The organism is Hyphococcus luteus, assembly GCF_002943565.1.
GTDB classification, from domain to species: Bacteria; Pseudomonadota; Alphaproteobacteria; order Caulobacterales; family Parvularculaceae; genus Hyphococcus; species Hyphococcus luteus.
Map to the genome: position 1 here is coordinate 347,999 of NZ_PJCH01000003.1, position 14,033 is coordinate 362,031.

The 14,033-nt window shown below is 62.9% G+C and carries 10 protein-coding genes; 9 read left to right on the top strand and 1 reads right to left on the bottom strand.

Going from position 1 to position 14,033, the window contains the following annotated elements:
* Positions 1-12: 12 nt before the first annotated feature.
* Complete coding sequence (locus CW354_RS04245; protein ID WP_104828803.1) at positions 13-1,797, bottom strand: acyl-CoA dehydrogenase C-terminal domain-containing protein; 1,785 nt, start codon at positions 1,795-1,797, stop codon at positions 13-15.
* Between the two features lie 305 nt (positions 1,798-2,102).
* Between CW354_RS04245 and CW354_RS04250 the strand changes: the two genes are divergently transcribed.
* The 9 genes from CW354_RS04250 to CW354_RS04290 all read left to right on the top strand — a co-directional run bounded on the left by CW354_RS04250 (position 2,103) and on the right by CW354_RS04290 (position 14,031).
* Complete coding sequence (locus CW354_RS04250; RefSeq protein WP_165793517.1) at positions 2,103-4,169, top strand: response regulator; 2,067 nt, start codon at positions 2,103-2,105, stop codon at positions 4,167-4,169.
* A gap of 253 nt (positions 4,170-4,422) precedes the next feature.
* Positions 4,423-7,383 (top strand): SEL1-like repeat protein, encoded by a 2,961-nt coding sequence (locus CW354_RS04255; RefSeq protein WP_104828805.1) that lies wholly within the window; start codon positions 4,423-4,425, stop codon positions 7,381-7,383.
* A 107-nt stretch (positions 7,384-7,490) separates the two neighbouring features.
* Positions 7,491-8,405, top strand: coding sequence for a sulfite exporter TauE/SafE family protein (locus CW354_RS04260; protein ID WP_104828806.1), 915 nt, complete (start codon positions 7,491-7,493; stop codon positions 8,403-8,405).
* On the top strand, positions 8,402-9,145 hold the full coding sequence (locus CW354_RS04265; protein WP_104828807.1) for a TIGR02186 family protein: 744 nt from the start codon (positions 8,402-8,404) through the stop codon (positions 9,143-9,145). Before CW354_RS04260 ends, CW354_RS04265 begins: the two co-directional genes overlap by 4 nt.
* A gap of 60 nt (positions 9,146-9,205) precedes the next feature.
* Positions 9,206-9,694, top strand: a complete 489-nt coding sequence (locus tag CW354_RS04270) for a DUF3429 domain-containing protein (RefSeq protein WP_104828808.1) — start codon at positions 9,206-9,208, stop codon at positions 9,692-9,694.
* Positions 9,695-9,700: 6 nt separating this feature from the next.
* A complete protein-coding gene (locus tag CW354_RS04275) occupies positions 9,701-10,615 on the top strand; it encodes a bile acid:sodium symporter family protein (protein WP_104828809.1) in 915 nt (304 codons plus the stop codon).
* A complete protein-coding gene (locus tag CW354_RS04280) occupies positions 10,612-12,366 on the top strand; it encodes an N-acyl-D-amino-acid deacylase family protein (RefSeq protein ID WP_104828810.1) in 1,755 nt (584 codons plus the stop codon). Before CW354_RS04275 ends, CW354_RS04280 begins: the two co-directional genes overlap by 4 nt.
* A 91-nt stretch (positions 12,367-12,457) precedes the next feature.
* Positions 12,458-13,603: an iron-containing alcohol dehydrogenase gene (locus tag CW354_RS04285; protein ID WP_104828811.1), complete on the top strand. Its 1,146-nt coding sequence runs from the start codon at positions 12,458-12,460 to the stop codon at positions 13,601-13,603.
* The gene (locus CW354_RS04290; RefSeq protein ID WP_104828812.1) at positions 13,600-14,031 is read left to right on the top strand and encodes a DUF3052 family protein; all 432 of its coding nucleotides are present in this window, start codon (positions 13,600-13,602) and stop codon (positions 14,029-14,031) included. Before CW354_RS04285 ends, CW354_RS04290 begins: the two co-directional genes overlap by 4 nt.
* Positions 14,032-14,033: the final 2 nt, after the last annotated feature.

Consider the following 14,033-nt stretch of genomic DNA (forward strand, 5'->3'; position numbering starts at 1 on the left):
GGGGCGCGGCGGTTAAAACGCCTCCGCCGGCAGCGCCATCATCGCTTCCGACCCGGATTTGATTTTCGCAAGATGCGCCGAGCGCTCCGGCAGGACGCGATCGACGAAATATTTCGCGGTCATGAGCTTGTTCTTGTAGAAATCGTCGCTCGAGTCTTTTTTCTCGAGCGCGGCTTTCGCCGACATCGCCCAGGCGTAAGCGAGACATGTCAGCGCCGTCAGGCCGAGATAATCCATGGAGCTGGCGCCGGCGTTGTTCGGATTTTGCATGGCGTTCGCCATGAACCATTGGGTCGCCTCGACCATGTCGGCCTTCACCGCGGCGAGCCCCTCGACATAGGGCTTCATATCTTCATCGCCTTCATGGTCTTTCACAAATTCGTCGATCTCGGCGAAGAAGGTCATGACGGCGCGCCCGCCGTCCTTCGGCAGCTTGCGGCCGACGAGGTCGAGCGCCTGAATGCCGTTCGCGCCTTCATAGATCATGGCGATGCGGGCGTCGCGCACGAACTGCTCCATGCCCCATTCCTGGATATAGCCGTGGCCGCCCAGGACCTGCTGGGCGTTGGTGGCGTGCCAGTAGCCCCGGTCGGTGAGATAGGACTTCAGGACCGGCGTCATCAGGCCCATATAATCGTCCGCCTTCTGACGGGTCGCTTCGTCTTCAGACACGTTCTGCAAGTCGCCGTAAAGCGCCGACCAGTACATCCAGGCGCGCGCGCCTTCCGTAAACGCTTTATGATCCATCAGCATGCGGCGAACGTCCGGATGCACGATGATCGGGTCGGCGGGTTTTTCCGGCTCTTCCGGGCCGGTGAGCGCGCGTCCCTGCAGGCGGTCTTTCGCGTAAGCCGCGCCGTTCTGATAGGCGACTTCGGAAATCGCCATCCCCTGCAGGCCGACGCCGAGGCGCGCCTCGTTCATCATGGTGAACATGGCGCGCAGGCCCTTGTTCTCCTCGCCGAGGAGATAGCCCGTCGCATCGTCGTAATTGAGAACGCAAGTGGAATTGGCGTGAATGCCCATCTTCTCTTCGATGGAGCCGCACATCACGCCATTGCGCTCGCCGAGCGAGCCGTCATCGTTGATATGATATTTCGGCACGATGAAAAGCGAGATGCCTTTCACCCCTTCCGGCGCGCCTTCGATGCGCGCGAGCACCAGATGGATGATCTGCTCGGTGAGGTCGTGCTCGCCGGCGGAGATGAAAATCTTGGAGCCGGTGATCTTGTAGGCGCCGTCGCCCTGCGGAACCGCCTTGGTCTTGAGAAGTCCCAGATCGGTGCCGCAATGAGGTTCAGTGAGGTTCATGGTGCCGCCCCATTCGCCGGCGATCATGTTGGGGAGGTATTTCTGTTTCTGCTCGTCGGTGCCGTGGGCGTGGATCGCGTCGGCGGCGCCGCGGGCGAGGCCCGGATACATGCCGAAGGCCATGTTCGCCGCCGAGACCATTTCCGAGACCGCCACGGCGAGAATGTAGGGCAGCCCCTGACCGCCATAGTCGGGATCGAAGGAAAGGCCCTGCCAGCCGCCCTGCTTGTAGATCTCATAGGCTTCCTTGAAGCCCTTGGGCGTCGTCACCGACCCGTCCTCATGGCGGGTGCAGCCCTCCTTGTCGCCGGACTGGTTGATCGGGTGGAGGACGTTCGAGGCCATTTTCGCGCCCTCTTCGAGGATCGCCTCGACCACGTCCTCGCTCGCCTCTGAAAAGCCCGGGAGATTTGAATATTTGGAGATCTGCAGCACTTCGTTGAGGACAAACTGCATGTCTTTGAGCGGCGCGGTGTAGGTGGTCATTGTTCCCTCGGCTTTCGGTGATCGCAGTTGCAGGCTGGCCCTGGCCGGCTTTTGGCGGCGCGGTTTCGCCATTTTGCCCGTCCTCGCCCGAAAAAACACCAGCAAATCGCAGTGCCGAAGCCTCGGGCGAGGCCGTTCGCAGGAGCCCTGCGCGGCAAGACTTTATTAAGGTCTCCGCCTCCCCCGGTTCAAGGGCGCAAAGCATTTCAGGCCGATCCGCCGCGCCCTTACCGAACGTAAAGGTTTTCGAAAGCATAATGCTGCGCAAAGACGGCCCCAAAGGGCCGCTGATGGGAAGCGCTCTTATGAACAAGCAGCGGCAGGCGGAGATCGATCTCCTGATGCGCGACCGCGAGGCGCTCGCGGCGCTCATCGAGCAGCATGACATGGTGCTCAATGCAATTCATGCAATGCCGCAGATGTTCTATGTCGTGAAAAACGACAAGCTTCTTTTTTGCAACCGCCATCTCGCCGAGTTCTATGACCTTCCCGAAGGCGTCACCGCCGCCGGCACGCCCTGGAGCGCGATGATGGAGGCGATCCTGTCGACGCACCTGTCTGACACAGACTTGAGCATCGAGGAAATGAAGGCCGAAGTGATCCGGAAGATTCACGACAACGGCCGCTTCCGCCGCTCCTGGGCGCTGGAAGACGGACGCCATCTCGTGATCGAAGCGATGGACTGCGGCAACGACACTATTATTGTCACCTATACCGACGTCACTGCGCTGAAGAACGCGCAGAAGAAGGCCGAAGCGAGCGAACGGGCGAAGGCGGCGTTTCTCGCCAATATGAGTCACGAAATCCGCACGCCCATGAACGGCGTCATGGGCATGGCCGAGCTTTTGTGCGCCACGGACCTGACCGACACGCAGTCGGTTTACGCCTCGACTATTCTGAAATCCGGCGAAGCGCTCCTGACGATCATCAACGACATCCTCGATTTTTCGAAAATCGACGCCGGCCAGATGAAGCTGCATCCGGCGCCGTTTTCCATCGCCGAGGCGATCGAGGATGTGGCCGTGCTGATATCCTCGCGCGTCAGCGACAAGAACCTCGAACTCGCCGTGCGCATTCAGCCGGACTTGCCGGCGATGTTTGTGGGCGACGCCGGGCGGCTGCGCCAGATCCTCACCAATCTCATGGGCAATGCGGCCAAATTCACCGACGAAGGCCACATCCTCGCCGCCCTTTCCGGCGAGCCATGCGAGGAAGGCTACAAGCTGACCTTCAAAATCGAGGACACCGGCATCGGCATTCCGGAAGACAAGTGCGCCAGCATTTTCGAAAAGTTCAATCAGGCCGACGACAGCGCCACGCGCAAACATGAAGGCACCGGCCTCGGCCTCGCCATCACCGCGTCCCTGGTCAACCTGATGGGCGGAGAAATCGGCGTCGAAAGCAAGCAAGGCGAAGGATCGACCTTCTGGTTCACGGTGACCCTGCCGGTTCATGAAGGCGAAGAAAAACCCGCCGCCGCGCCGGTCGACGTTTCCGGCGCGCGCATCGCCGTCATCGACGACAACGACGTCAACCGCAAGATTCTCAACGAACAGCTGACCGGCTGGGGCTATGAATGCGTGCTCTATGAAAACGGGCATGAAGGACTTTCAGGCCTGCGCGAACAAGTCGCCGCCGGGACGACGCCGGATCTGCTTATCCTCGACTATCACATGCCCGGCATGACCGGCGCCGATGTGGCGACGCTCCTGCGCGCCGACCCGGCGTTCAAAACTTTGCCGATCGTGATGCTGACCTCCGTGGACGAAGCCTCCGGAAACAGTTTCCTGTCGCTTGGGGTGAACGCGCATCTCACCAAGCCCGCCCGGTCGAGCCTGTTGTTCGACACGATCATTCGCGTGCTGCAGAAAAGCGCGAGCGCAAAGACGGAGGAAGAGGAGCCCGCCGGGGACGCGCCGGCGCCGCAGCCGGCCGCTGCGCCGAAAACGGAAACCACGCCCGAAGAACCGGCGTCCTCCGGCGGTCTCGACGTCCTTGTCGCCGAAGACAACGAAGTGAACCGCCTCGTTCTCACCCACATTCTCAAAGAGACCGGGGTGAGCTTCAAGATCGCCGTCAACGGCCGCGAAGCCCTCGCCATGTACGCCGAACACGCCCCGGCGATCATTCTCATGGACATTTCCATGCCGGATATGAATGGCTTCGACGCGGCCAGAACCATCCGTGAGGCCGAAGCGGAAAGCGGCCAGCACACGCCGATTATCGCCATCACCGCCCACGCTCTCAAAGACGACAAGGATAAATGTTTCGCCGCGGGCATGGACGACTACATCTCCAAGCCGATCTCGGCGGCCCGCCTGAAAGACAGGGTCATCCACTGGATGCGCGCCGCCGCCGAAGACGCCGCCTGAGGCCCGTCGGCCGGCCCTCGCGCCGCGCCGCCGACTGGTTTTCCCCGGTCCGGCGTCTAGGGCCCCTAAGCCTTGCGAATCGGTATTAACCTTTCATTAAGAATCGGGGCTTTTTCCTGTCCGCTTAAGGCTTTGCGGCCCCCGCGAAGCAGCTTAACGGTGACCTGTTGGACTTGGCGGACTAAGATGCGGACGCGCATCGGGCCAGGCCGGCGGGAGGGGAAGTCGCCTCAGCGAACTACGGTGGAAAGCCATGAAATCGAACGCGCCCTGGAGCGTTAAAGGTATTGAACGCGACGCGCGCGAGACGGCGAAGGAAGCCGCGCGCCGGGAAGGCATGACGGTCGGCGAGTGGCTGAACCAGATGATTTACAGCCAGGCGGAAGGCGGCGCCCCGGACATGTCCGGCGGCGACGTGGAAGGCCTGAAGCTGAAAGACCTGGTTACGGCGATGGAGCACCTGCGCAACCGGGTCGCGCAGGCTGAAACCAAAAACAACGCCGCCGTCGCCGAGCTGTCCCGCAATATGGGCGGCTTTGTCGAGCGCGTGCAGCGTCTGGAACGGGTCAAGCCCGGCGAAGGCACGCATCAGGATCTCGCCCAGCGTATTGAAAAGCTTGAACGCGCCGGCGACGACCGCCAGCGCATCGAGGCCTTGAAAGCCCTCGAAAAAGCCGTGACGCAGGTGGCGACCCAGTTCAACAGCGCCCAGCGCACGACGCTGACCCGTCTCGATTCCGCCGAAGCCCAGCTTCAGGAATTCGCCGAACGCCTCGACCGCGTCGGCGAAGGCGGCGGCGAACCCGCCGAGCTGGGGCCGCTGAAATCCACGATCGAAAGCCTCGCCGAGCGCGTGACCCGGGCCGAACGCATCGCCGAAGAGGCCGCAAGCCTGAAAGGCGAAGCGTCAGAGTCGGCCGACCCTGAATTTGTCGAGCGCACCGGCGCGCGCCTGCGTGTTCTGGGCGACGAGATCAAGCGCGGCGGCGACCAGATCCGCGCCATGGAAGGCGCAATCGCCAAGTTGTCCGGCCAGATCGAGGCGGCCGAAAAACGCAGCGCCGACGGCGTGCAGAAAGTCGCCGACACGATCGCCGAAGTCCGCGCCGAGTTGAACAAGGAAAGCGGCGGCGCCGGCGCTGAGGACGTCGAAGCGAAACTCGCCGAAGCCCGGCGCGAAACCGACGACCGTCTCGGAGAGCTCCAGCGTTCGCTCGAAACCCTGAACGCACGCTTCGAAGCGCTTGATCATGCTCCGGAACAAACTCCGGCGGAGCCGGCTGCGGCGGAGACGCCCCCCGCCGCGGAAGCCGAAGCGGAAGACGACAATGTCGATCTTTCCGCCGAGATCGACGAGGCGCTGGCCGAAACCCCGGACGCGCAGCCCGCCGTCGCCCTCAGGCGCGCGCCCGCGCCGAAAATCGTCACCGAAGATCCGGGCGACGTCGCCGAAGAAATCGAGGATGCGGTCAGCGCCATCGAGTCCGAAGCCGACGCCGAGACCGCGCAGGAAACGGAGCCCGAAACCGATCCATTCGCGTTCTCCGATGAAATCGAGGAGGAAAGCGAAGACGAAGCCGCTGACGATTTCAGCTTCCAGCTTGACGACGACGCCGCTGAGGCGAGCGAGGAAGGCGACATCACGGTCAGCGCCGACGAAACGGAAAACGGCGACGACGAAGCATCGAAAGACGCCCGGTCCCTGCTCGCCGAAGTGCGCAGCGCCCTTGCCGGCGAAAGCTATGCCGACGAAGCGGAGACTCAAAAAGAAGAAGACGAAGACGAAGACGACGATATCAGCGCGCTTTTCGCCGAGGAGGACGAGGATGGCGAAAGCGGCGAAGAGGAAGACACGCAAGCGCCCAACACCGCCTCTCTCTCCGAAGGCATGTCGGGAGGCGGCGCTGCAAAAGGCGAAGCGCCGGCGCCCGCCGAAGCCCCCAAAGAAGACATGGTGCAGGCCGCGCGCCGCCGCGCCCGCGAAGCCGCCGAACAACGTGAATCCGAAGAACGCCGCCCGCGCCGCTCGCAATTGACCGCAAAACAGCGCGCCATCCTCGCCGCGCGCGCGCGCCAGAAACGCGCCGCCGAAGCCGGCCTCAAAGCCGAGGCGCCGAAAGCCGCCCCGGCGACAACCGAAGAAACGAAACAAGCCGAAGCGACGGCCCCGTCTCAAACTCATTCGCCAGCCCCGGCGGCGGCGGCCGGTTTCGAGGACGATGAGGACGAAAGCCCGCGCGGACGCTTCGGCAAGATCGCCGCAGCGCTGTCTTCCGCGCGCGCCAGGCTCAGCCGCAAAAAGGAAAGCAACGACGAAGACGAAACCCGCGCGCCGGAACCGGCCGATGAGCGCATCAAATTCGACGATGAGGATGCGCCGCGCGGCAATGGCGACCGGGCCGCGCTTGAAACGCTGCAATCCACCGCCTCGGCGCGCCCGCTGACCATGGCGCTCGCCCTCGCCATCGTGCTGGCGATTGCGGCGCTCGTTTATCTCATGAAGGATTTCATCTTCAACCCGGCGGAGCCCCCGGCGCGGCCCGCAGCGCAAACGGAAAGCCCGTCGAACGCGACGGCGGAAGAACCGGCGAGCGAAGAAAGCCTCGCCACGGTTCCGCAAGCGCCGGCCATCGACCCGCAAGCGCTTTATGTTGAAAGCATGGACGCGCTTTCCGCCGCACAGACGGAAGAAGACGCCATGAGCGCCGTCGCCAAGCTGCAGGATGCGGCGGCGCTTGGCTTCCCGCCGGCGCAATTGCAGCTCGGCGAGCTTTATAAAACCGGCCAGGGCGTCGAGCAGGATCTCGGCCAGGCGCGCGTCTGGTTCCGCCGCGCCGCCAATGGCGGCAATGTGCTCGCCATGCACCGCATCGGCGTGATGACCGCGCGCGGCGACGGCGGCGCGGCCGATCCGCGCGAAGCCATCGCCTGGTTCGAAAAGGCGGCGAATTTCGGCCTTGTCGATTCCCAGTACAATCTCGGCGCGATCTACCACCCGAGCGATGACGGCGCCTCTTCCGTCCAGGATGCGGCGAAGGCCTATTACTGGTACTCGCTGGCCGCCCGGAACGGCGACAATCAGGCCCAGCCGCTCGCCGCCGGCGTCGGCGTCGCCCTGTCGCCGGAAGCCCGCGCGGATATCGACGCGCGCGTTGCAGCCTGGACCGCCAAGCCTGCGGATGAAAGCGCCAACGCCTCCGCCGCAGTCAATTAAATGGGCGGCTTGAGCCGCCCCTCGCCTCTTGCTTGCGCCCCGCCGCTTCGCGCGCCTATAAGGACCGCACCGCGTCTTCTTGCGTTCCTCAATCCGGCGTAACTCCCATGCAGCTTTATCTCCCCATTGCGGAGATGCCCGTCGATCCGTTTGTCGTGATCGCCATGGGGGCGGCGGTTGGTTTTCTCTCCGGCATGTTCGGCGTCGGCGGCGGTTTCCTGATGACGCCGCTGCTTATCTTTTACGGCATTCCGCCCGCCGTTGCAGTCGGCAGCGAGACGGTGCAGATCACGGCGTCTTCCGTTTCCGGCGCGCTCGGCCATATCAAACGCAAGACCGTCGATTTTCAGATGGGCGGGTTTCTCGTCGCCGGCGGCGCCGTCGGATCGGCGATCGGCGTCTTTTTGTTCCGCGCCTTTTTGAAAACCGGCCAGATCGAGACGGTGATTTCCGTTTCTTATGTCGTCTTTCTCGGCGCCATCGGCGGGCTGATGCTGACGGAATCGGTGCGCACGCTTTTTCGCTCCACAGATACGAAACGTCCCGTCAGAAAACGGCGCAGCCCGGCCTGGCTGGCGGCGCTGCCCTTCCCCATGCGCTTTCGCACGTCAGGGCTTTACATCAGCCCCCTTTCGCCCATCGCGCTGGGATTTCTCATCGGCATGATCGGGGCCGTCATGGGCGTCGGCGGCGGCTTCATCATGGTCCCGGCCATGCTCTATATTCTCAACATGCCGACCAATGTCGTGGTGGGCACTTCGCTCTTTCACATCATCTTCGTCACGGCGATCACGACGCTGCTCCACGCCGCCGCAAACCAGACGGTGGACATCGCCCTCGGCCTTCTGCTTGTTTTCGGCGGCGTCATCGGGGCGCAGTTCGGCGTGCGCGCCGGGATGAAACTTAAAGGCGAGCAGTTGCGGGCGCTCCTCGCGCTCATCGTCCTCGCCGTCTGCGCCCGGTTGTTGATCGGGCTCGCCCTGCCGCCCGCCTCTTTCTTCATAGTGGAGGGCGCGCAATGAGAACGCTTCTCCTCGCGCTATGCGCTCTTGCAACCAACGCCGCTGCCGCCGACATCGAAATCGCGCTCACCGACGAACTTGTGGAGGTCGACGCCGGCTTCGCAGGCGCGCGCCTTCTCCTCTTCGGCGCGATCACAGGCGTCGATGATCCCCAGACCCTCGACATGATCTCCGTCATTCGCGGCCCCGACGCGCGTTTTAAAATCCGCCAGATGCAAAAGAACAATCTGATCTGGACGCCCGGCCCTGCGCATACGGTCGGACCGGCGCCCGGCCTTTATCTCACTTACTCGACCCGGCCCGTTGACGACATCGCGCCGCTTCCCTTGCAGGCCGAATATCGTCTCGATGCGGATTATATCGATATTCCCATCGAAAATCATGTCGCCGCGCCTGCGGAGAAAGCCGGCCTCTTTCGCAACGCTTTCTTAAGCGAAGCTGAAGCGATCGGGCTCTATCACGCCAGCACGCAAGGGGTCGCCTTCAAAACAGGCGCGCTTTTCACAATCGACGCCCGCCTGCCCGCCAATACGCCCGTGGGCGAATACGACGTCGCCGTCTACCTCTTTCGCAATGGCGAAATGATCGGTTCCGACGTGACGGCGCTCGCCGTCAACCGCGCCGGACTTGAGCGGCGCATTTACGACTTCGCCCATTCAAAACCCATTTCTTATGGGATTTTCTGCGTTGTGCTGTCGCTTCTCGCCGGCTGGATTGCGAGTCTCGCTTTCCGGAAATGACCTTTTTGTCTATTCTCCGCAGGACGCGGGGGCAAAGGTTTGCGTTTCGGGAGGGCGATCATGGCGAAAAACCGTCAACAGGCGGAAATGACGAAGCTCGGCCTTTACGGCCTTGCGCCGTTTTTCATCGCCGCCGCCGCGCTCTGGGCGAGCCCGACCGTCCTGGCGCCGCGCGTCGCGCTCGGCTTTCACCAGATTGCGCTCGTTTATGGCGCAGTCATCGTCGCTTATCTTGCCGGCGCCGGCGCGGGCACGAGCCTAGCGCCCGCCCAGAAGCTTCGCGAATCCTTCGTGCCCGGCCAGTTGATCACGCTCGCCGCCTTCGCCGCGATCATTCCCGACGGCGTCTTTTCCCTCTATCTCGGGGCGGTCTGGCGCCATGTGGTTATTCTCGTCCTCCTCGCTTATCTCCTGATGCGCGATCTCAACGCGGTGAATGCCGGTCTTTTTCCGAAATGGTACGGCGCGCTTCGGACCCGGCTCACCTTCTGGGCGGGGCTCGCACTGCTATTAATTATAAGCAGACTGCTCATCTGGGGTTATTACTGACCCCTTATGAATCCCGAATCACTGGACCAGCTGACGATCGCGCTCACGCCTGCGTCGCAGGGGCTTCTCGCCGCCGCGATCGTCATCATGATTTTCGCCATCGCGCTGGGGCTAAGGCCCGAGCATTTTTCCTTCCTGCGCACGGACCCGAAACTCTTCTGGGGCGGGCTCGCGGCGCAGCTCATTGGGCTTCCCGCCATGACGCTGGGGCTGGTCACGATCCTCGAGCCCCATCCGTCCATCGCGCTCGGCATGATCGTCGTCGCCGCCTGTCCGGGCGGCAATGTCTCGAACTTCATGACCTGGAGCGCGCGCGGCGATACGGCCTATTCGGTCTCGCTCACGGCGGGCTCCAGCGTCGTCGCCGCGATCTGGACGCCTGCCGCCATTCTTTTCTGGTCGCAGCTCTATCCGCCGACGGCGGCGCTGCTTGATGCGATCCACTTCAACCGCGTCGCCTTCATCATCCAGACGACCTTCATGCTCGCCGCGCCTTTGGCGCTCGGCATGGTCGGCGCGAAATTCTTTCCGGCGGCGGCGGAGAAATTCAGGAAGCCGTTGGCGCTTTTCGGCGCCGCCATGCTGGCCGTGGTGGTGATCAACGGCGTGTGGCGGCTGGCGACGGAGCTGTTCCCGGCCTGGGCGCTGATCCTGATCCCTGTCATGCTGCATAACGGCGCGGCTTTCGCGCTCGGCGCCCTGTCAGGCCGTCTCCTCGGCGCCAGCGCGCCGCGGCGACGCACCCTCGCCTTCGAAGTCGGCATCCAGAACGCCGGACTCGCCATCGTCCTTCTCCTCGCGCAGCTCAAGGGGCTCAGCGGCGCGGCGGCCATCGCCGCTGTATGGGGCGTTTGGCACTTCTTTTCCGGCGGCGTTATGATCGCCCTCTACAGATATATAGACTCGAGGAAACGTTCATGACTTTCGATCTCAAAATCACCGGCGGCCTGATTTACGACGGCGACGGGGGCGAGCCGTTGCGCGCCGATATCGCCGTCAAAGACGGAAAAATCGCGGAGATCGGCGCCTGCGACGGCGCGGCGGAGAAAACGCTCGACGCCGATGGCGCGATCGTGACGCCGGGTTTCATTGACCTTCACACTCACTATGACGGCCAGATTTCCTGGGACGAGGAACTGCGTCCCTCCGTTAATCACGGCGTGACGACGATCATCATGGGCAATTGCGGCGTCGGCTTCGCGCCGGTGAAAAAAGCCGACCACGACCGGCTGGTGCGCCTCATGGAAGGCGTTGAGGACATTCCGGGGACGGCGCTTCACGAGGGCCTCACCTGGGACTGGGAGAGCTTTCCCGACTATATGGACGCCATTGACGCCATGAAGCACACCATCGATTTCGGCGTGATGATCGGCCACGACCCGGTGCGCGTCTACGCCATGGGCGAGCGCGCCAGCGCCTTCGAAGAGGCCACCGACGACGACATCGCGCTCATGAAAAAGATCGTGCGCGAGGCGATCGAGGCGGGCGCCGCCGGCTTTTCCATCGGCCGCACCGACATTCACCGCACGGCGGACGGCGACTGGACGCCGAGCGCCGAAGCGAGCGAGAAAGAACTGACGGCGCTCGCCGGCGCGCTGGCCGATCTCGATCATGGCGTCTTGCAGATCGTCAACGACTTCAATCTCGAGCGCGAGGGCGACCAGTTTTACGACGAGTTCAAGATCGTCGAGAATTTCGTGCGCGCCGGGGGCGGCAAGCCCGCCTCCATCTCCCTCATGCAGCGCGACATGGCCCCGAACGACTGGACGCGCATCCTCAAGGAAACCGAGCGCCTCAATGCCGAGGGGATCGACTTCAACGTGCAGGTGGCGCCTCGCGCCATCGGCGTCTTTCAGGGGCTGCAATGCACCTTCCACCCGATCATGGCGCAGCCGAGCTATATCGCCATCAAGGACAAGCCCCTGGAAGAGCGCGTGGCGATCATGCGCGACCCTGAATTCAAGAAAAAATGCCTGGCCGAAACGCCGGTGAAGCTCGCCGGGCCCGGCTCCTCCGTGCCGCCCATCGCCGACACCATGATCGCGGCCATCGAGCTTGTGGCGAACAAGTTCTTCCGTCTCGGTCAAGACCCCGATTACGAGCAGGATCAGGATAAGTCTCTCGGCGCGGAGGCGCGCCGCGACGGCGTTTCGGCCATGGAGAAACTTTACGACACGCTTCTGGAACTGAACGGCAAACAGCTCATCTATTTCCCGATCTATAACTACACCGAGTTCAATTACGACAATGTCCATAAAATGCTGACGCACCCGAAGGCCCTGCCCGGCCTGTCGGACGGCGGCGCCCATGTGGGGACGATCTGCGACGCCAGCTTTCCGACTTATTTGCTGACCCATTGGTGCCGCGACCGCGACCATGACCGCATCGGGCTTTCGCGCGCGGTGCAGATGCTCACAGCCGACGGCGCCGATTATCTGGGGCTCAAAGATCGCGGGCGTTTGAAAGTTGGGATGCGCGCCGACATCAACGTGATCGACCACGAAAAACTCCATCTCGGACCGCCACGCATGGTGAAAGACCTGCCCGCCGGCGGTCAGCGCCTGCTGCAGCCCGTCTCCGGCTATCGCGCAACCTTCGTTGCGGGCGAACAGGTGATCACCAATGACGAAGTGACGAAGGCAAGGCCGGGACGTCTGGTGAGGTTTCATTGACCCCGCCTCGCCCACCGAACATTCCCGCGCAAGCGGGAATCCATTCCATTTTTCCTGGATCCCCGCCTTCGCGGGGATGAGCGGAGAAGACATGAACTTCACTTTCGACACCGTCCCCAACATCATCTTCGAAACCGGCGCCGCAGCGCGGCTCGGCGAAATCGTGAAACCGCGCATGAAACGTCCCTTTGTCGTCACCGACAAGGGCGTCGTCGGCGCCGGGCTGATCGACGGCGCGCTGAAAGGCCTCGAGAAAGCGGGCCTCGATTACGCCCTCTTTGACGGCGTCGAGGCGGATCCGCCGGCGAAAGTCGTCAAGGGCGCGGTCGAGACGGCGCGCGCCCATAAGGCCGACGGCGTCATCGGCTTCGGCGGCGGCTCCTCCATGGACACGGCGAAAGTCATCGCCATACTGATCAATTCCTCGCAAACGCTCGAGGAAATTTACGGCATCGACCATGCGAAGGGCGAGCGCGTTCCGCTCGCGCTTCTCCCCACCACCGCCGGCACCGGATCGGAGGTCACCAATATCGCCGTCATCACCACGGAAGACGACCAGAAAATGGGCGTTCTGGGCCCGCAGCTTTACGCCGATCTCGCCGTGCTCGACGCCTCGCTCACCCTGTCGAAGCCGCGCCATGTGACCAGCGCCACCGGCATCGACGCCATGGTCCACGCCATCGAAGCCTATACGACCAAACACAAGAAAAACCCGGTCTCCGACGCCCTCGCCGCCAAGGCGCTGAAACTTCTCTCCGCCAACATTCAGCGCGCCTGCGATGCGCCGGACGATGTGGAGGCGCGCGAGGCGATGCTCCTGGGTGCGCTGCTTGCGGGACAGGCCTTCGCCAACGCGCCTTGCGCCGCCGTGCACGCCATGGCTTACCCTTTGGGCGTTCATTTCCATGTGCCGCACGGGCTCGCCAATTCGCTGATGCTGGCGCCGGTCTTACGTTTCAACATTCCCGAGGCCGCGCCGCTTTACGCCGAGCTCGGCGATGTCATCGGCGCAAACGACACAGGCGATTTTACGACGCGCGCTGAGGCGTTCGTTGCCAAGATGACCGAAATCTGCGCTGCGACAGGCGTGAAAAGCCGCCTTTCGGATGTGGGCGTTTCGCACAATGTATTGCCGAAGCTCGCCGAAGATGCGGTGAAAGTCGAACGGCTGATGAAGAACAATCCGCGCGACGTCGCCTATGACGACGCGCTCGCGCTTTATACGGAAGTCCTGTGACGACGGCCGGCTATTCCGGAACGCCGCTTTTGAAAAAGCTCGGCGTCAAGGACGGTCAGGCGGCGCTGCTGGTCGCCATTCCTGAAACTGTTAAAGAGCTTTCCGGTTTCAAAAACTGGGGTCGGGTCAAAGCGGTAAAGACGCCGCGCGGAATCAGCGGCGGGCCTTACGATTACATTCACTTTTTTACGGCGAGCGAAACCGCGCTCAATGCCGCCCTGCCCGCCTTGAAAAAGGCGCTGGCGCAGAGCGGCCTGATCTGGGTTTCCTGGCCGAAGAAAGCCTCGGGCGTTCCCTCCACCGTCACTGAAAACACCGTGCGCGCGCTAGCGCTCAAAACAGGCCTTGTGGATATCAAGGTCTGCGCCATCGACGAGACCTGGTCGGGACTTAAACTTGTCATTCCCGTCAAGAACAGGAAGAAATAACG

Excerpts from the sequence above, each read along its gene's own strand:
- CW354_RS04270 (WP_104828808.1), top strand. The coding sequence starts at position 9,206 with ATGGCGAAAAACCGTCAACAGGCGGAAATGACGAAGCTCGGCCTTTAC.
- CW354_RS04275 (WP_104828809.1), top strand. The coding sequence starts at position 9,701 with ATGAATCCCGAATCACTGGACCAGCTGACGATCGCGCTCACGCCTGCG.
- CW354_RS04265 (WP_104828807.1), top strand. The coding sequence starts at position 8,402 with ATGAGAACGCTTCTCCTCGCGCTATGCGCTCTTGCAACCAACGCCGCT.
- CW354_RS04255 (WP_104828805.1), top strand. The coding sequence starts at position 4,423 with ATGAAATCGAACGCGCCCTGGAGCGTTAAAGGTATTGAACGCGACGCG.
- CW354_RS04285 (WP_104828811.1), top strand. The coding sequence starts at position 12,458 with ATGAACTTCACTTTCGACACCGTCCCCAACATCATCTTCGAAACCGGC.
- CW354_RS04280 (WP_104828810.1), top strand. The coding sequence starts at position 10,612 with ATGACTTTCGATCTCAAAATCACCGGCGGCCTGATTTACGACGGCGAC.
- CW354_RS04245 (WP_104828803.1), bottom strand. The coding sequence starts at position 1,797 with ATGACCACCTACACCGCGCCGCTCAAAGACATGCAGTTTGTCCTCAAC.
- CW354_RS04260 (WP_104828806.1), top strand. The coding sequence starts at position 7,491 with ATGCAGCTTTATCTCCCCATTGCGGAGATGCCCGTCGATCCGTTTGTC.
- CW354_RS04250 (WP_165793517.1), top strand. The coding sequence starts at position 2,103 with ATGAACAAGCAGCGGCAGGCGGAGATCGATCTCCTGATGCGCGACCGC.